Here is a 19,706-nt window from a genome sequence, read left to right on the forward strand (position 1 = left end):
CGGTCCTGCCCTTTTAGTTCGGAATTCAGCTTCTTGGCGGGAAGACGCCTTGCAGCGCGATGCAGAAATAGCAGGTGAGATAGGGCTGCATATTGTTATGCGGCTGGTCGCCGCCGGCAGGGGGGAGCGCTTGAGGGCTCATCTGCGTCAGGTTGGCCGCCGGGGTATAGATTGTTGCGTTGGTGGATTTGGCCAGGCTTCGCGTCGAGGACGGCGCATTGAGTTCGCCCAGGTCGATGTCATGGTCGCGCATTGCGTGGGTGTGGTTAGGAATCTCCGATTCGAGCAGGCTTACCGTTTCCGTACCGCCGGTCTCGCCGAGATCGTGCAGCGAAAGCCCTGGTCCTTGCCCCGGGTGCATCGGCGAGCGGCCCTGAAGGTCGGGCAAGGCAAAAGTGCTTTTGCCATTGCCGCCATAGGTCGTGCCCAGCAACGAGAACAATGCCGTGTTCTGCGACAGCGGCAGCAACTGCCCGTCGCACCACGCCCAACCCCTGGGCGCGAAATAAAAGGGGAAGATTCGGATTTCGGCGACGAACGGGTCAGCCATGATGTCCCTCTCAGGTCGGCGACGGAAAGATGCCGAAAAGTGAAATGATAAAGCTGATGCAAAGATACGGCTGGAAATTGTTGTGCGGCTGGCTGCCGCCAACGGCTGTTACAGCCTGCTGTGCCATGTCGGTATCGGTCGTGTCCTGGATGTATGGCAAGGCGCCACCGCCAATCTGTGCAACGACCTTCCCGCTGGGACTGGTATCTTGACCAATGTTCAGGGACGCGACCATCGGATGGCTGTGTGACGGAATCTGGGAAATTGTCAGATTGACTTCCTCTATGCCTCCCGTCTCCGCAAGGATGAAGCCGCTGCCCTGATGGAGCGGAACACGGCCTTGCAGGTCGGGCAGCGCAAAAGTGCTCTCGCCATCGCCGCCATAGGTCGTGCCAATCAGCTGGAACAGTGTCTCGTTCTCCGAGATCGGCAGAAGCTGTCCCTCGCAGAACATCCAGCCGGCCGGCGCAAAATTGCCGGCAAACATGCGTATCTCGCCAACGTAAGGCTGTGCCATGGTCGCGCCTCCTTAATTCGGCGAAGGGAAAATGCCCTGCAGGGCAATGCAGAAGCTCAGCGTCAGGAACGGCTGCATGTTGAGATGCGCCTGACTGCCGCCGATGCTGGTAATTGTGCTGGGGCTCAGCGTCGTCACGTTCGCGAAGTCGCTATAAAGCCGCCCCGGAACCACCCCCAAAACGTTCCCCGCACCATCCTGGCTACTACCGGTGTTTGTGCTTGCCTGCGCAACGTGAACGTGTGTCGGTATTTCGGAAATCGACAGCGTATGGCTTTGCTCGCCACCGCGCTCGCCTAGTGTGTGACCGCTCCCGACATGGATTGGGATACGTCCCCGATAATCGGGCAGTGCGAAATTGACCTGGCCGTCACCGCCGAAAGTGGTTCCGAGCAGTGAGAATAACGCCTGGTTCTGGTTGATTGGCAAAAGCTGCCCGTTACAGAGTGCCCAACCCTTGGGCGGGAAGACAAATGACATAATCCTGATTTCCGATAGAAATGGCTCGGCCATGTCTCGCGCCCTCATAAGATATCAGTAGAATACACGGAACGACACAAAAGTCTACTTGGCTCTCTAACAAAATAGGTAATTTATAAAATAATAGACAGTATTTAAATAACGAGAGGCGCAGGAAGACAGTACACATCCAAGGCTGTAGATCATCGCACCAAGATCACGGCACTGAACCGGCCGAGTGGTGGCCTTTCTACCTCATCAGCGTCGTCATCACGGGAACGGCGGCGTGGCGAGCCCGGTAAATCCGGTCGAGTCGGCCGTCGCAGTTGATGCAGAAACAACTGTATTGCGGCTGTTCAGATAGGCGATGGCGGCGGCCAGATCCGTGGGGGCCCCGGCATAGCCACTAAGGTTGATCGTCCCGTTGTTGCGTTGACGTACCCGGATGTCGCCGGCCGCCATGGTGCCGCCAAGCGAATGCGTGAAGGTGTTGGCCAGAGCGCCGGCGCCGCCTATGTTCAAATCGATGGATGAACCATCTCCCGTCGGCGACGTGATGCCCGACTGAACGAGAATGCCAGCGACTGCATTTCCGGCGCCATCCAGTTTGATGTCAATCGCGTTGCCGGTTATCTGGGCCAGGATGCTGCCGGCGCCGTCCTGTCCGGTCTGGACAAGGATGGCGCGTTGCGAGCCGGCATAATCGATGGTGTTGTTTTTGATCCCGACCCGCATGGCGCCGCCGCCGGCATTGATTACCGATATGCCATCAGCTGTCAGCCCGTTTGCGACCGTGATGGTGTTGTTTTCAATTCGAGCGTCAAAAGTGAAGCCGTTGTCGAACGCCGAGCCGAGTAGGCTCACCACGACGAAGTCGCCCGTGGCCGTACTGCTCAGCGTGTTGCCGGTGGCGACGAGGCTCACATCGCTGTTGTCCCCGGCGCTGACGGACAGCTGATCGTTGTTGCTGCTCGACGTGCTGTTGATGACGTTCAGGTTCATCGTGGAGCTGTCGAACGCATCGGCGACGATTCCACCGCTGAAGTTGTTGCTCGAATTGGCACCCGAGAAGTTGATCGTGGCGTTCGACGTTCCACGGATGCCGAACAGATACCCGCTGCCAAGCACGGCGCCGGTGGAGCTGCCGCCTGAAATCGTCAGTGCGAGCGTGCCGGACTGGGTCTGCAGCTGGAAGTTGTCGTCGCCGCTGCCTGTGATCGTGGTGCTGGTGACCGCGCTGGTGCCGGACATGTTGTAGAAATGGATGCCGTCTTCGTCCGCGCCATTGCCCGCATTCGATATGCTGCTGTTGCTGAGCGTGAAGTTCGAAACAGTATTGCCGTTGATGCCTTGCTCGGCGCCGCCCGAAATGGCGATCCGGTCCAGCGTCGCCGTAGAGACGTTTTGAAGGTGGATGGCCGCGTTGGTCGCGAGGTTGTCACCGGTCGAAAGCCCTGAATTGTCGGCGTCGAGATCGGTGGTTCCGGCATTGGTGAAATTCATGTTCTTCAGCGTGATGTTGCTGGCGCTGATGAAACTGGCGCCGCGCCCGGTTGTGTTCTGAATGGTGCCGCCCGAGCCGGCGGTGGTGCCGACACCTGTCACGGTCAATCCACCCGAGCCCGTTGTGTTGAGCACGATGCCGTTGGTGCCGCCATTCGCCGAAATGCTCTGGAAATTCAGCCCGCTGGCGCCGATCGTCGTGTTGACGACGTTGAGCGCCGTGCCTGTGCCGGACGCGATCGTGTTGCCGGTGCCCTGCACCGTCACCGTCCCTCCGCCCGTGGTGTTGAAGCCGTCGCCGCTCGTTGTGTTGATCGCCAGCCCGCCATTGGAGAAGTTGATGGTCGCGCCGGGGTTGCTGGTCAGGATGACGGCGGCGTTGACACCGGTCGAGAGCGTCTTGACCCCGCCGCCGAAGTTGATTGTGCCGCCGGCGTTGCTGAGCACGGCAATGCCCAGCCCGCCATCGCTGCGGGTGATCGTGCTGGCGCTGTCGAAATTGACCGAGCCGCCGGCCATGCCGCGGATGTTGGCGACATTGCCGCCAGGATTGGTGATGTCGACATTGTTCAGGTTGACGACCGCGCTGACGTCGTCATTGCCTGGCGTGCCCTGGTCGCCATCGACGACGAAGGCATTGTTCGCAGCCCCCGCGTCGGTCTGGATGGCGACATTGTTGAAAGTGTAGGTGCCGGTCGCATTGTTGGTCGAATCGCCGAGAATGGTGATGCCGGCCGTGCCCGTCAGGCTGGCATTGTTGACGGTGACGCTGCCCGCCGCCCCGTCGATCACAATGCCGGTGCCGCCGGTGTCGTTGAGCCCGTTCGCCACGGCGGTGGTGAAATTCACCGAACCGCCGGCGGTGTCGGCGACGACGATCATGCGCTGGCCGGCGGTGGCTTGCGTGATCGTGCCGGCATAGGTGACGGTGGCGGTGCCGCCATTGACGTTGAACGCCGTGCCGCTGGGGCTGATGATCGAGGTGCCGGTGCCGAAATTGAACGTGCCGCCCGAGCCGTTGAGGATGTCGACGCTGGCATTGCCGCCATTCAGCGTCGTCGTGCCGACGAAACTGTAGATGCCGTCCGCATTGTCGAACTGCAGGCCGGTGCCGTTCGTCGCCGACAGCGTACCGGTAGCGAAGTTGAGCGTGCCGCTGTGGCCGCCCGCGACGCTGACCAGGGTGGCATTGTTCGCCTGGCTGACATTGCCGGTATAGTTGAGGTTGGCGGTGCCGCCGCTGACAGCGATGGTTGCCGCGCTGCCGCCGACCAGCGTGCCGGTGCCGAGATTGATCGTCCCCAACCCGATGACGTTGGTGAGGACGACGGCGCTGTTGCCGCCGGCGCCGTTGCTGGTCGAGGAAAAATTCATGCCGGTGGCCGCGACGGTGACGCCGCTCAGGTTCATCGCCACACCGGTGCCCGTGGCGATGGAGTTGCCCACGCCGGTGACGCTGACCGTGCCGGAGCCCGTGGCATTGAAGCCGGCGCCTGCCGAGGTCACGATCGCCAGACCGCCGCCGTTGAAATTGACCGTCACCGGGGCGCTGTTGCCGGCAATATCGACGCCAAGCCCGCCGCCGCTCATGCCGATGGCGTAGCTGGCGCCGCTGATGTTGTAGGTGCCGCCGGTGTTGGCGGTGATCGATATGCCGGTGCCCCCACCGGTAAAGCTGTTCGAGGCGCCGGACACCGTCACCGTGCCGCCTGCATTGTTGTTCAGCGATACGCCCAGCCCGCTGGCCGTCAGATTGCCGCTCAGTGCGACGAGGCCGGCGCCGGCAAGCCGGCTCTGGACATTCAGCGCCGGACTGAATGCGCCCGAATTGTTGACCGTGCCCGAATAGCTCACGGCAGCCGTACCGCCGACGACATTGAACGACGCGCCCGTCGCCCCGCTGAGCGCGCCGGTGCCGAGATTGAGCGCTCCGCTGACATTGGTCAGGCTGACATTGTTGACGCCGCCGGCCGACGAGGTCGAATCGAGCGCGATGGTGGCGGCGACACCGGAGAGATTGATCGCTGTGCCGCCGGTTGCGTTCACCGTCTGGGCGGCAGCCGTAGCGGTGATGCCCATCGTGCCGCCGGTGGCGAGAATGCCGGTGCCGGCGGTGGTGTCGATGGTGACGCCATTGGTGAAGCTGGTTGTGCCGCCGGCCTGCGAGAGACCAACGCCGCTGGTCGTGTCGATGTTGGCGAGACCGGTGACGTTGAGCGTGCCGGTCTGGACTCGGATGCCGCCGCCTGTGTTGGGGACGGTGACATTGTTCACCGTCACCGTGTTGAAGTTGAAGGTGCCAGTGTTGGTGTTGATGGCATCGATGCCGAAGCCCGTCGTGTTGGTGATGCTTGTCCCGCCGGTGACGGTGAAGGTCCCGGCGACACCGTCGAAGATGATGCCGTTGGTACCGCCTAGGGCGCTGACGGTGGCAAACGTCATGTTGACGGTCAGCGGATCGAGATCGAATGCCGCGCCGTTGTTGGTGGTGACCACGCCACCGCTGTTGTTCAGCGTGAAATTGGTGGTCTTGGTGTTGGAGATGACACCGGTGCCGCCATTGTTGGCAAGGCTGAGCGTGCCCAGATCAAGGGTACCGCTGGTGGTGGTGAAGCTGAGGCCATTGCCCTGGACGCGAGCGCCTGGGTTACCGATGCCGAGCGTGCCGGCACTGACCGTGCCGCCGGCGCCGTCGGAATCGAAGCGGACATTGTTGAAGGCGATGCCGCCACTGCCGGCGCCGCCGGTCACCTTGTTGCCGGCAAATGACCTGATCGCAATTGAATTGTCGGTCGCATTGATGTTCTGACCGGCGAAGGACGCTGCGAGGCCGGAGCCGGTCGATTGCAGCGTGTTGCCGTCAATCGACAGCAGAAGCGTATTGGCCGGAGCTCCCGTGGTGGAGAAATCGAGCGCGTTGCCGCCGGCGGCGATGGTGTTGTTCCTGACGAAGAAACTGGAGGCGCCGGTGGCGTTGACGGCAACGCCCGCACCGGAACCGAGATTGCTGACGATCAGGTTCTGGATGCCGCCCGTGAAGATGCCGCTGCCTGATGTCGCCAGGTTGATGACCTGCGTGGCGTTGTTGCTCTGCAGGACCGGCCGCAGCGTGTCGATGCCCCCCGGCGCCGAAATGATCGGCGAGTTCTGCACCGTGGTGAAGTGGAACGCGGCGGAGGCGCCGCTGCTGGTGTCGACACCGAGCTGCGAAACATCGACCGCCGCGTCGCCGCTCTTGAAGGCGAGCAGCACCTGCCCGTCATCGAGGTTGAACGTGGTGCCACTGAGGTCGATGGTTTCCTGGGCGCCGTTGACGTTCTTGTCGATCAGCACCACGACGTTGGCCGTGGAAGCCTGTGCGCCCGCGTAACTGCCCGGATTGGCGAGGCTGCCGTCGCCGGTGCCGCCTTCGGTGACGTAGTAGACGCTGATCGATGACAGGTTGGAAACGTCGCCGGTGAAATTGACGTCATCGAAATTGTAGTCGCCATTGGTCGGCAAAGTATCGGTGGTGTGGATGACCTGGCCGCCGGTGGTTGCGATCGACGATTCGGCGGGGCCGGCGCCGTCGCCGAACACCAGCCTGGCGTTGGTGGCGCTGGAGAACTGCACGCCATAGCCGACATTGGCGATAGTCGATTTCTGGCCGGCCGGATTGTTGTTGACGGTGTCGCCGAGCTGGATGGTGCCCGTGCCGGTGGTGCCGGCCATGTCGATTCCGATCGTGCCGGCGAAGCCGCCGCCGTCTACATCAAAATCGTCCGCGGTGATGTTGCTCGCGCCGAGCGCCGCGCCGTTGAGGTCGAGGCCGACCGCATTGGCGGCATTGAGCCCGATGGTCAGGCTGGCGAAATTCAGCGTCGAGCCGAGCGTGCCAGAGACCTGGGCGCCGGTCGTGGTGACGCCCTGCAGGTTGACCGCGCCGAGATTGAGGGTGCCGCCGCTGACATTGTTGAGCGATATGCCGGTCGCAGCACCGTTGCTCGAAATCGTATCGAACTTGATACCACCGGCGCCGACCGTCGCGCCTTTCGCCCCGGCGACGACCGCCGTCGCGTCGCCAAGCTTCAGCGCCGTGCCGCCGTTCGTGGTGGTAATGGTGTTGCCGTCGCCGGTGACACTGACTGTTCCCGAACCGAAGGTGCTGGCGGTGAAGCCGGCGCCGCTGCTGGTGGTGATGACGAGGCCGCCATTGGTGAAGTTGAGCGTGCCCTTGGTCTGCGGGTCCATCACGTATGACGGTGCCTTGACGATGGCATCGTTGGCGCCGGTGTTGAATATCTTCGACGTACCAGAGAAGGTGACCGTGCCGTTGGCCGAGCCGCCGATGGCGACACCCTCGCCACCGCTGTGATCGATGGTGCTCGAAATATCGTATATGCCTTCGGCATGGCCAAAGAAGTCGAAGGCCGTCGATGACGTGGTGGAAACGACGGAACCGCTCATGTTCAGACGGGTCGCATCGCCGCTGGCGCTTATCACCGATCCCGCACCGACCGTGATCGAACCTTTGTAGGTCAGCGTGGTGAAGGCCAGGTCATTGCCGCCGCCGAGGCTGATAGCCGAGAGGGTGGTGTTCGTGATGCTGGCGCTGCCGTTGACGCCGACGTTGACGGTCCCGCCCTGCGAGCTCTGTATGATGCCGAACTGGCCGCCATCGATGGTCAGGGTGGATCCGGCGACATTGGCGATGTTGACGGTGCCAACCTCGGGACCGCCGATATCGAACCCGGCATATTGGACGTCGAGATCAATCGTGCCGGTGAAGTTGACCTCCCCGGTGCCACTCAGGGCGTACAGCCAGGCGCCGGTGTATCCAGTATCCCTCAGGCCGCCGACGTTGACATCCCCGACGAGATTGGCGCCCAACAGCGTCACGCCGGCACCGCCGGGGTCGCCGGGAAGGGCAGGGATCGTGGAGTCCGCCGAGATGCTGTCGAAGGTAATGCCGGCGCTGCCGACATTGGCACCATACACCACAAGTCCGTCGCTGCCGGCATTGATCTTGTTGCCGGCGCCGGTGACGGTAATGATGGTGGAGGTTGCGCCAGCCGGGCCTAAATCGCCAATTGCGACGAAGCCCGCCCCGGTCATTGTCGTTATAGCAAGGCCACCATTGGTGAAGTCGATCGTGCTGTTGGTATTGAGTGCCGGGACGGCTGAAGCGTAATTGCCAATGATACCCAAGCTCACGCCGTCCGTCGCGCCCGAGCTGATCACCTTGCTGGTGCCCGAGAAGGTGATCGCGGCCGCGTCGTTGCCGGCAACGACGATGTTGCCGCCGGCTGCCGCATTGGTATCGGTGAGATTGCCCGACAGCGTCACCGAGCCGCCGGTCATGCTCTGGATCGACACCGCGGCGCCCGTGCCGTTGCTGGCGATCGTGCCGCCATAGGAAATCGTCGCGTTGCCGCCGCTGCCTGCGGTCCCCGAGCCGACATTGAACGACGTGCCCGAACCGGTGTTGGTCAGCGTACCGGTGCCGAGGCTTGCCGTGCCGCTGAGGTTCTGCAGGTTGACGCCGCTGCCGGAAGCGAATGTGGCACTTGTCGAGGCGAAGTTGATACCGGCCGTGATGCCGTCGAGCGCCGCCGCCTGCGCGTTGGTGGCATTGATCGTGCCGGTCACGACATTGACCGTGCCGCCGCCGGTGGCGCTGAACGCTGTCACGCCGTTCGTGGTGATGTCGACATCGGCGAAGGTGATCGTGGAGCCGGCATTGCCTGTCAGCGAGACGCCATTGCCGTTGACCGTCACCTTGTCGGTGAAATCGACCGTGCCGCCGCTGCGGTTGGCGATCGAGATGCCGCCGCCGGTCAGCGTGCCAGCCGATCCGCTGTTGGGCAAGGTGCCGCGCGTGACCGTGATGTTGCCGGCGCCGCCATCGACGTCGAGCAGCGTGCCGGCAACGTTGATGTTGTTGTCTGTGATCGACAAATTGCTGTCGAGGCCGACGACCTTGAACGCGGTCTGGCCCGCGGCGACGTTGGTGATCGTGACGCCTTCGATGAAGATGCCGCCGGCATTGTCGACGATCGTACCTTGGTCGACAAGGAAGACCGAACCGCTGCCGCCGCTGAAGTCGAACGCGGTGTCGCGCACCTGGTTGCTGCCGAGCAGCTGCAAGGTATCGCCGCCCGTGCTCTTGACCACGCCCTCATTGCCGGTGACGTTGCCGCCGGTGGCGCCGAGATTGCCCTGGACATTGATTGGCTGGATGGTGCCGGAGGTGATGATCGAACTGCCGTTGCCGAAGCCGGCGATCGACTGGCCCGAATCGAGCGTGAACGGCGTGGCGCTCAGATCGACCGTGCCGACAAAGGCGAAGGTCAGTGTGCCGGTCATGGCATCGGCCTGGGCGGCCGTGACCGTGGTCACCGCGGCGCTGAGCCCGTTGGTGCCGGCAGCGATCACACCACCGTCCTGGGAAATCATGACGACCCCGCCGACCGCGCTGGCCAGATTGGCGCTGCCGGTGAAGGCGACATCGTCGAAATCATAATTGCCGAGCGTCGGATCGAGCCCGATCGTGTTGACCGTGTAGCCGCCACTGGCCGCGCTGATGAAGGATTCCAGCCCGTCGCCCGCATTGCCGTCGCCAAAGGTGAAATTGGCGTTGGCCGACGTCGCCGTTGTGCCGCCGGACGACAGTTCGACGCCGACGCCGACCTTCGAGATGCTGGAGCCCTGCAGGAAGGTGATGGTCTTGTTGCCGATGGTCGACGACAGGTCGATGCCGCGCGAGGTCAGGTCGTCGGTGCCGGTGATCGTCGTCACGCCGAAATCGGCTGTCGTTGACGAACCGCTGAAGTCGATGCCGGTCTGGTTGGCGCCGGAGCCCATCGTCACATTGGTTGTTCCAAATGTGACATCGGCATTGGTCAGGGCGAAGTTGATGCCGGCTGGACCGACGGTCGAACCCATCGTCACGCTGGTGGTGCCGAAGGTGACGGCGCCGGCATTGTTGGTGATGTCGATGCCATTGCCCGTGGCGCCCGACACGGTCACCGCCCCGAAGGTCGCCGATGCGGTGCTGGCGACATTGGCGACGGCCAGGCCAGTAGCCGTCGCGCCGGTGATCGACAGCGGAGCTGTGACGTTCAGCGTCGCCGTGCCGGCAAGGCCGACAACAACCACACCGCCGCCGCCTGTCGCCGAGAGTGTCGGGCCGGTGAAGCTGATCGCGCCGCCGACCGGGGGCAGCGACGAGCCGATCGCGAAAAGATTGCCGTTGCCGGTCGAGGTGACGCTGCCGCTGAAAGTCACCGAGCCGCCAGTGGTGCCGTCGACCTTGACCGCCGTGGCTGGCGCGGTTGCCGAGCTGGAGATGTTGGCCGCTACACCGATTGTCGCGCTGCCACCGGAAATGACGACACCGTCGCCAGCGCCCGAATTGGTGATGGTGCCACCGAGGATCGTGATCGAGCCCGTGTTGTTGGTCAGGCTGACATCGGTGCCCGCGACATTGGTCGTCACCAAATTGGTGATGGTGAAGGTCGATGACGAAGCGTTGATTGCAACGCCGTTGATGCCGGCACCGGTGCCACCGATAGTGACATTGCCACCCAGGAACTGGCCGCCCGAGACGGCATTGAAATTGAGCGCCGTGGCTGCCACGACGCCTGTCGTGATGCTGTCGAACGCCATGCCGCCGGTGCCGATGGTGACGCCGTCGAGATAGATCGCGTGGCCGGTGCCGGTGGTGATCCGCTCCGTGCCTGCGGCCGCGACTGTGATCGTGCCGCCCCCGGTGGCGCTGAAGCCGGTGCCGATCGTCGTGGTCAGATCCAGCCCGCCGGTGAATTTGATTGTGCCGCCGGTGTTGCCACTCAGGTTGATCGCGAAGGCGGTGGCGGTGCTGGCGGTGATCGCTCCGCCGAACGTGGCGCTGCCGCCGCTCATGCCGGAGATCGTCACCGCGCTGGTAGCAGCGGTCTGGTTGATGGTGCCGTTGTAGGTGACATTGGGCGTCGAGTTGCTGATGGAGAAGGCGTTGCTGCTCGTGTTGGCGATGGAACTCCCGACCCCGAAGGTCAAGGTTCCGCTGGAACCGCCGACGATGCCTATGCCTACGCCGCCGCCGGTGATGTCGAGATCGTCGAAGGTGGCGATGCCGTCGAAATTGTTGGTGGACAGCGCGGCACTGGTGGCGTTGGTGATCTTGGTGTTGCCGGTGAAATTGACGGTCGCGCTCGAACCGACAAGCGCGATGCCGGTTTGAGATGCGGTCTGGACGGTCAGGTCGTCGACCGAGACCGTACCAGTCACTCCATCGAGGAAGAGGCCGGTTGCGACATTGCTGACCGTCACGCCCTGGACGGTCAGGCCATTGATGCCCAGGCCGTGTATGCCGGCGGCGGCGCCCCCGGAAATATTGAAATCGAGCAACGTGTTGCCGTTGCCCAGCGTCACGACATCGCCGCCGCCGGAACTGGTCAGCGTTGCCGCGCCCGCGGAATCCGAGATGGATTCGTCATGATGGACGTTGGTGCCGGTGACATTCAACGGCACCCCGCCGAGCGAGAACTCGCGGCCGTTGCCGAACGAGGCCAGTTCCTGTCCGTCGCTCAGCGAGAAGCCGGTGGCGTCGTCGATTGTGCCGCGGTTGACCAGCACAATGATGGCGTCGCTGGCGGTAATGCTGTCGGCATAATCGATCGAGGCGAGGTCGGCGATCGACGTGCCGCCGCCCGAAGCCCCGGCCGCGACGAAGATGTAGTTGCGCAGATCGTAAAGTTGCGGGCCGGTAAACTGTGTCGTACCGAAGGCGTAGTGGCCGCTGCCCTCATTGAGCCCGCGCGCATCGAGCGAGGCGGTGATGCCGGAGATGGAGCTGGAATCGCCGCCGAAGGTAAATTCGGCGTTGGCCGTTGCCCCCGGCGTGCCGGCAATGCCCAGCCGCACGCCGGTATCGACATTGGTGATGACGCCGCCATCGGTGATGGTGATGACCGCCCCGCCAACACTCGGTGAGGTCAGGTCGATGCCGATCGAGCCGGCCGCACCGGTGCCGGTGATGTTGAGCGACTGGGCGGTGAAATTGGTCCTGGCTCCGGAGAAGTCGAGGCCGGTGCCGACACCCAGTCCGGAGATGACGATGTTACCGGCGACCACCGCCGCATTGACGCCGGCAAACGAGATGCCGTCGGCGCTGGGGTTGGTGATGCTGATGTCGCCGAAGCGGATCGTCGCCGGCGAATCCGAAATGGCGATCGCTGGTCCGGTCGTGTCGGAGATCGTCGTCGCACCGTTGACGGTGAAGCTGCCCGCGACATTCTCGAGCACGACACCCGACGTGCCGCCGCTCTGGCTGATCGAGTCCAGCACCACATGAGCGGTGATCGGATCGATGAAGACGGCGGTGCCGCCATTGCCCGATATTGTGCCGCCGGTGGTGGTGAACGTCCCTCCGGTCGAGGTGCCCTGCACGGTGATGCCGCGGTCGGTATTGTCCTGCGCATTGACGGTGGCGAAGGTGTAGGTGCCCTTGCCGGTGATATCGAGACCGTCGTCGAGATTGCCCTGCAGCAGCATCGTGCCGGTGAAATTGTAGGTGCCGTCGCCGTCGATGTGCAGGCCGTCGAGGCCGTTGCCGGTGGCGGTGAAGTTGGAGCCGGTGATGCCGGTCGAGCTGCCCGTGAAGTCGGCGCCGTTGCCGCCCGCCCCGGTGACCGTCACATTGGTCAGCGTCGCGCCGGTGATGTTGTTGCCGAAGATGCCGTCGGCGCCGCCGGTGATGGTGATGCCGTTGAGCGTGTTGCCGTTGCCCAGCGTGATGACGGGGTTGGCGACGTTGGTGCCCTGGATCGTGCCGTCGCTGCCGCCCAGGTTGAAGGTGCTGGTGCCGCCGCCGAAAAGCCTGGCGGTGACGCTTTCGCCGCCGCCGATGACGGTCTGGCCATTGGCGAGCGTCACGCCGCCGGTCGTCAGATTGCCGTTGCCGCCAAGCGCGACGACAAAGCCGTTCGCACCCGACTTGGTCACGGCGTCGTTCAGCGTCGTCGGGTCGGCCAGCGTGCCGGCGCCGGCGAGGCCGCCATCGGCGAAATAGAACTTGCCGAAGGCGGCATTGGTGGCGGCGTTGATGGCGACACGCGTCGTCGTGCCGCCGGTCAGCGTCTGTGACTGGACGCGGACGCCGATGTCGCCACGCACCCGTTCGTTGACGCGCTTGCGAAGGCCTTCGCTGACCGGATAGACCGGCTCCGCCCCGCTGTCGGCCCCGTTGTCGGCCCCATTGGCGGCATTGTCCGAGCCGCTGCCAGGATTGAACGGGATGTTCAGCCGCACACTGCCGGCGAACTGGGTGTCGTCGCGATTGTCGTTGCGGACCTCGCCGGCGAAGACCAGTTCCGTGTTGCTGCCGAAGACATCGCCGATCGTATACTCGAACCCGGCCTTGGCGCCGGTGACGCTGCCGTCGTCGCCATGCGGATCCTCGAAATGATAGCCGCCGATATCCAGCCGCAGCGAATGCTTGTCGGGCAGGGCGACCGGCACCTGCGCACCGATCTCGCCCTCGATGCCCCACGCCGCGTAGTCGCGGTGGTCGATGACCGAGATCTGCTCGATCAGCTGGTTGCTGACCATCGACAGGGTCGAGCTGGCAGAGTGATCCGTCGAATCGCCCTTGATCGGCAGATAGACGTTCACATGCGCATCGAAATGAGGCGTGATCGCCTCGGCGCCCAGCGTGGCGGCGGTGAACTGGGTGGAGTTGTAGTTCTCGATGTTGAGGTAGGCGTAGCCGCCGATCATCAGGTCCGGGTTGACGATGCGGCGAATGCCGAGGCCGACATCCTGGCCGAAACCATCCTTGAAATCGTGCTTGGCCCGGACATCCAGGAACAGCACGGATTCGGCCGTCTGCTTGAGGGGGATGAAACCTTCGAGCGCGGCGTTGCCGCCATTGTTGTCGGCGCCGATGATAGCGCGGATCTGCGGCTGCCACAGGCCGTTCGGATCGGCATGGGCCGCCGGACCGGAAAGGCCGAGCGCCAGCGTCGTCAGCGCCGTCGTCTTCCAGAGATGCCTGGCGATTCGCGAACGGCGATAGCCGGCGCGAGCGTGGAAATCCTCCCCACGCGCCGCTATCTCACCAACTTGCCGAGAAGTCTCGGTAGTTCCCATCCCTGGCGAGTCCTTCGGGGACTACACGCGCCCCGTGTAAATCCTTAATCGAATTCTATTGTATAGCGAGTCTCGGGCGCTCCGATTTCTGAAAGCTCCCTGTAAAATTGTTCGCTGTATCCGAAAGGTCACAGTAATTTCGCCGGCTTGCTTCCCTCCGGTCGAGCTTTCGAAACAGCCGCGGGTGTTGTATCAAGCCGTGCTCGGGAGAATACCGGGCGCGGTGAGGAAACATGCAAGACGTCCGGCAAAATAACATGACAGCTACTTTAGCGAAGTCTAATTTACTTGGCGTGGCCGCGGGGCTGACCGCCCTGTGGGTTGGTCTGGCCGCCGGCCCAGCCCTTGCCGAAGATGCCAAGCCGGCCCAGCCAAAGCCGGCTGAAAGCAATGCAAAACCGGCCGATGCCAATCCATGGGCAGTGAACTGCTCCAGCGGTTCGGCGACCAGCGAGCTTCAGTGCCAGGTTTCGCAGAACCTGACCGAGGCCAAGACCGGGCAGCGCGTGCTGACCGTGACCGTGCGCCGCGACAACGGCAATGGCAGCCTCGCCATGCTGCTTGCCCTGCCACACGGCCTGTTCCTGCCGTCCGGCGCCTCCTTCCAGATCGACCAGGGCCAGAAGACGACGATTGCCATCCAGACCAGCGACCAGAACGGCGCTTATGCCGCCACGCCGCTGTCGGCCGATCTCATCAAGGCAATGAAGTCCGGCACCAATCTGAACATCGGCATGGAATCGGTCACCCGCAAGCCGGTCACCATCCCGGTGTCGCTGGCTGGCTTCACGGCCGCCGTCGCCAAGCTGGAATCGATCAAGTAGCTGCTGTCAGCGGCTTGATTGTCGATGCGCGGAGTGCTTCGTTGCCGCTTCGAACAGTGGGGAAATCATGACAGGCTTTGTCGATCGCAGGCGCGCGGCGCAACTGATGAAGCGCGCGGGCATCGCGGCGCTGGTGCTGTGCGCACCCGAGGCCTTCCACTATGCGACCGGCGCCTCGATCGGCCCGGCGGGACTGTTCCGGCGCGCCGGCGCCGGCTTCGTCGTCATCCCGGCCCGCCAAGGCCTGCCGATCGGCGTGGTGGTGGCGGATTTCAATGCGGGACAGTTGCAACTGGCTCTGCCCGACGCCGTCATCCGCAGCCACCCGATCTGGATCGAATTCGCCACGTTTGACGCCTCGAGGCCAGCGCAAGGGCTGGCGCGGCGCATAGTGGCCGGCTTTGGCTCGTCCGGCTGGACGCCTGCCATTACCCGGCCCGCTACATTCGAGTTGGCCAATTCCGTCCATGAGCTGAAGCAGATCCTGACCGGCTTCGGGCTCGAGCGCGCAACGATCGGCGTCGATCTCGATTTTGTTCCCGCCGCTGATTTCTCCGCCATGCAGGCGCTGCTGCCGGGCTGCACGATGGTCGACGGCTCGACCGTGCTGGACAGGCTGCGGGCCGTCAAGTCGCCGCGCGAGATCGATCTGCTGCAGCAAGGCATCATCCTGTCGGAGGCCGGGCTGGAGCGGCTGCAGGTCGATGCCATGGCCGGCATGCGTCAGGCCGATCTCATTGCCCTCTATCGGCAAGGCGTCGCCACGGCCGCGGCCGGCCTGTCCCATCCGGTCGCCACGGCCGAATATGTGACGCTCGGCGCCCGGCTCAAAAGCACCGATGCGAAAGCCATGCCGGGCGATCCGCTGAAGTGCGACATGGTCTGCACGGTCGGCGGCTACGCCTCCGACATGTCGCGCAACTTCACCTTCGGGCCGCCATCCGCCGAGCAGGCCGAACTGCACGCGATCGCCGAGCGGACCTTTGACGACGGGCTGGCATCCCTTGTTCCGGGAACCACGCTCGCCCAAGTGCATCGCGTGGCCACCGACAGCCTGGCGCGGCAAGGGCTGCGTACCTACCGCCGCGGCCATTTCGGCCATGGCGTCGGCCAGTCGGTCTTCTCAGAGCAATGGCCGTTCATTGCGGCCGACAGCGATGTCGTGATCGAAGCCGGCATGGTGCTGGCCTTCGAAATCCCACTCTACATAGACCGCCTCGCCAGCTTCAATCTCGAGGACCAGTTCCTGATCACACCGGACGGGCCTGTTGCCATGAATCGTCTGCCGAGACGGTTGGAGAGGATTGGATAGCCGGCTTTGAGTCTGCACGCTGGAGATTGGCCGAAGCCTCCCCACCTTCGTCATCCACGGGCGGAGCAGGAGCGAAGCTCCGTCGCGGAGACCCGAGGATCCATGCCGTGACCTTGGCCGAGGAATGCAGCGGAGCAGAACTCTTCATCGTAGCGACGCTTTGAAGTCGCGGCATGGATCCTCGGGTCTGCGCTGCGTCGCTGCGCTCCTTGCTCCGCCCGTGGATGACGAAGCGATGGGCGGATTTGGCCAATCTCGAAGCCGCACGCGGTGCCCAGCACCTACCCACTCACCGGCGGCCGCCGCCCCTTCCACGGCATCTCCTGCTCCAACTGCGCCGACGCGGCCAGCACCGTTGCCTCGTCGCCGTAGCGGCCGACGAGCTGCACGCCGATCGGCACGCCGCCTTTCGACCAGCCGAGCGGCAGCGAGATCGCCGGCTGGCCGGAGATGTTGAAGGGGAAGGCAAACACCGAGTCCGCCCATTTGGCGTTGTAGCGGTCGATGTCGGTTTCCGACATGTCGTAATAGCCGAGCGGGCGCGGCAGCTGCGTCAGGGTCGGGGTGATGAAGAGATCGTAGGCGCCGAGGTCGCCGGCGATGTCGCGGCCGACCTGCCTGAGTTGCTCGACATCGGAGATGTGCCTGATGCCGCTGGTCGAGCGGCCGCGCTCGATGATTGCCCAAGTCACCGCCTCGACATCGCCTGGCGTTACCGGCCGCCCCACCACCGTCTCAAGGTAGTCGAACGTCGCCGCCGTCTGCACGCAGGTCATGTTGGTGTAGGTCTTCCACACAGCATTGGCGTCGAGCGGCATGTCATGCTCCTCGACATGGTGGCCGAGGCGCTCGAGTGCCGCCACGGTCGCCAGCACCGCCGCCTTCACCTCCGGATCGATCGCCGTGCCGTTGGGCGGCGTGACGGAAAAGCCGATGCGCAGCTTCTTCGGCGCCCGTGCCGAGAGGCTGAGCCAGCTGCCATCTGGAACCGGCGGCGTGTAGGGATCGCCGGGCAGCGCGCCGGCAACCGCATCGAGATAGGCCGCGGTGTCGCGCACGGTGCGCGAGCAGCAGAGAAAATAGGCGCCGCCATACCAATAGTCGCCGAACGGCGCGAGGCTGACACGTCCGCGCGACGGTTTTAAGCCCACAATGCCGCAGCAGGAGGCCGGGATGCGGATCGAGCCGGCGCCATCGCTGGCCTCGGCGATCGGCACCATGCGCGACGCGATGGCCGCGGCAGCGCCGCCGCTCGAGCCGCCGGGCGTGATGCCTTCCTTCCACGGGTTCTTGGTCACACCGTAGAGTTTCGGCTCGGTGGTGATCGACCAGCCATTTTCCGGCGCGTTCGATTTGCCGACCAGCACCAGCCCGGCCGCCTTCATGCGGCGCACCACTTCAGTGTCGAAATCGGCAACGACATCCCTGAGGTAGAAAGAAGAATTGGTGTTCGGCGCCCCGGTCCAGGACGAGGCCAGCTCCTTGAGCAGGAACGGCACACCGGCGAAGGGCGTTGATGTGTCGACCGTTTCGGCCTGGGCGCGCGCCATGTCGTAGAGGCGATGGATGACCGCGTTGAGCGCCGGGTTGAGCCGCTCGACCAGCGTGATCGCTGCCTCCACCAGTTCCGCCGGTGAAACCTGGCCGCTGTGCACCAGTCCAGCCAAGTCGAGCGCGTCGGACTCGGCATAGGTTTTCAGCAGACTTTCGGTGATCATGTCTCTCTCCCAATTTTTCAACGTCGTTCGTTGATCTTGCCAACGTTTGGCGCCGCCTCCCGGCACCCTCTGTCGAGAGGGACCAAGGCACTCAAGAAACCTAGCTTTTCGCCCTACGAATACCCCCACCCCTAACCCCTCCCCACAAGGTGGAGGGGGATTCTGTAGGCGCTGAACTCGGCAAATCACAGGCGTTTAACACCGAGGATGAAGAGCGCGGCAGCTTCCCTCCCCCTTGTGGGGAGGGTTAGGGTGGGGGTCCTTCTTCGCCAGAATCCATATGCGACAGCCTCGAATGGGGACGGGGAGACGGGAATTGCGTCAGGCCAGGTCGATGGTCCGCCCCAGCGCGATGCTCTGCTCGGCGGCCAGCACGATACGCAGGCTGTTGACCGCCGCATCCACCTGCTCGGTGAGGTCGAGATCCTCGCGGATGGCGCGCAGGAAGAAGGCCTGCTCGCGGTCGCAGAGTTCCTGGTGGCCGGGCTCGTCCTCCATGCTGACGATCTCGTCGGGCTTGGAGAAATTCTTGTCGCCATCGACAGCGGCATAGTGGATCTTCAGCGCGTCGGTCTTGGTGTGGCGGTCGATGTCGGCGGAGTTCGACAACTCGGCGGTGTCGGCGGCGCTGCTCGCCTGCTGTCCGGCGACGATCGACACCGCGCCCTTGGGGCCGACCACGTCCTTCACGAAATAGGCCGTCTCGCTCATCATCGGACCCCAGCCGGCTTCGTACCAGCCGACCGAACCGTCATCGAAGGTGACGTGCAGATGGCCGTAATTCTGCTTGTCGGCCTCCGCCCAGAGCTTGGCGCCGATGCCGTGCACGCGCACCGGCTTGGCGCCGGTCAGCTGGCACATGACGTCGACATAGTGGACGCCGCAATCGACGATCGGGATCAGCGAATCGATCAGGTTCTTGTGCCAGTGCCAGGCGCTGCCGCTGCTCTGCTGGTTGAGGTTGAGCCGCATCACCAGCGGCTTGCCGAGCGTCTTGCCGACCTCGATGAACTTGATCCATGACGGGTGGACGCGCAGGATATAGCCGAGCACCAGCTTGCGGTTCTTGGCGCGCGCCGCCGCGACCACCTTTTCGGCGTCCTCATTGTTGGTGGCGAGCGGCTTTTCCATGAACACATGGCAGTTGGCGGCGATTGCCTTCAGCGCGTATTCGGCGTGGGTGTTCGGCCAGCTGTTGATCGACACGGCGTCCGGCCTCGTCTCCTTCAGCGCCTGGTCGAAATCCTCATAGAGCGGATAGTTCGCCAGTTCGGCCGGGATCTTCGTGTTGCTCTTGATCGAGCGGCTCATGATGCCGACGATCTGAAAACCCTCGGAGCGGTGATAGGCGCTGGCATGCGACGCACCCATATTGCCAAGACCCACCACCAGCACTTTTACCTTGTCGGACACCGCTGCCTCCCAATTGATTGAATTGTGGACGGCGATCAGCGCCGCCGCTCACTGCCCTTCCTCTCCCCCGTCGATCGGGGGAGAGTGTCGAGCGCAGCTCGACGGAGTGGGGGTCGACCTTCGCCGCCCGCCTAATATTTCTTGCGCGTCGGATTGTGCCTGTCTTGCGGCGACTGCGCGTTTGGCGAACGCCTTCCCCCACTCCGTCGAGCTCCGCTCGACACCTTGTATCTACACGAGAGAGATTTCGTGGGATTAGAGCGATTGAGCCAAGGTCCGG

Annotated in this window: 8 protein-coding genes; 2 read left to right on the forward strand and 6 right to left on the reverse strand. The window is 63.7% G+C overall.

Going from position 1 to position 19,706, the window contains the following annotated elements; genetic code table 11:
- Positions 1-25: 25 nt before the first annotated feature.
- From NKJ04_RS31975 to NKJ04_RS31990, 4 genes are all read right to left on the reverse strand, one after another.
- A complete protein-coding gene (locus tag NKJ04_RS31975) occupies positions 26-550 on the reverse strand; it encodes a phage tail protein (protein ID WP_128304312.1) in 525 nt (174 codons plus the stop codon).
- Between the two features lie 10 nt (positions 551-560).
- Positions 561-1,067, reverse strand: a complete 507-nt coding sequence (locus NKJ04_RS31980; RefSeq protein ID WP_128304313.1) for a phage tail protein — start codon at positions 1,065-1,067, stop codon at positions 561-563.
- Positions 1,068-1,079: 12 nt separating this feature from the next.
- Positions 1,080-1,580 (reverse strand): phage tail protein, encoded by a 501-nt coding sequence (locus NKJ04_RS31985; protein WP_127297636.1) that lies wholly within the window; start codon positions 1,578-1,580, stop codon positions 1,080-1,082.
- Between the two features lie 216 nt (positions 1,581-1,796).
- Positions 1,797-14,159 carry an inverse autotransporter beta domain-containing protein gene (locus tag NKJ04_RS31990; protein WP_352679740.1) on the reverse strand — a complete coding sequence of 4,121 codons (12,363 nt, stop codon included), beginning with the start codon at positions 14,157-14,159 and terminating at the stop codon, positions 1,797-1,799.
- A 257-nt stretch (positions 14,160-14,416) separates the two neighbouring features.
- Here NKJ04_RS31990 and NKJ04_RS31995 point away from each other — a divergent pair, with 257 nt between their 5' ends.
- Together NKJ04_RS31995 and NKJ04_RS32000 are read left to right on the forward strand one after the other, a co-directional pair.
- Positions 14,417-14,983, forward strand: coding sequence for an invasion associated locus B family protein (locus NKJ04_RS31995; protein ID WP_352679743.1), 567 nt, complete (start codon positions 14,417-14,419; stop codon positions 14,981-14,983).
- 67 nt (positions 14,984-15,050) lie between these two features.
- A complete protein-coding gene (locus NKJ04_RS32000) occupies positions 15,051-16,295 on the forward strand; it encodes a M24 family metallopeptidase (protein WP_128304314.1) in 1,245 nt (414 codons plus the stop codon).
- 281 nt (positions 16,296-16,576) lie between these two features.
- Here the strand turns inward: NKJ04_RS32000 and NKJ04_RS32005 are convergent, their stop codons facing one another.
- Both NKJ04_RS32005 and NKJ04_RS32010 read right to left on the reverse strand, forming a co-directional pair.
- On the reverse strand, positions 16,577-18,013 hold the full coding sequence (locus NKJ04_RS32005; protein WP_352679745.1) for an amidase: 1,437 nt from the start codon (positions 18,011-18,013) through the stop codon (positions 16,577-16,579).
- Positions 18,014-18,334: 321 nt separating this feature from the next.
- Positions 18,335-19,426 carry a Gfo/Idh/MocA family protein gene (locus tag NKJ04_RS32010; RefSeq protein WP_352679749.1) on the reverse strand — a complete coding sequence of 364 codons (1,092 nt, stop codon included), beginning with the start codon at positions 19,424-19,426 and terminating at the stop codon, positions 18,335-18,337.
- Positions 19,427-19,706: the final 280 nt, after the last annotated feature.

Source organism: Mesorhizobium sp. M0618 (assembly GCF_040320765.1).
Lineage (GTDB): Bacteria > Pseudomonadota > Alphaproteobacteria > Rhizobiales > Rhizobiaceae > Mesorhizobium.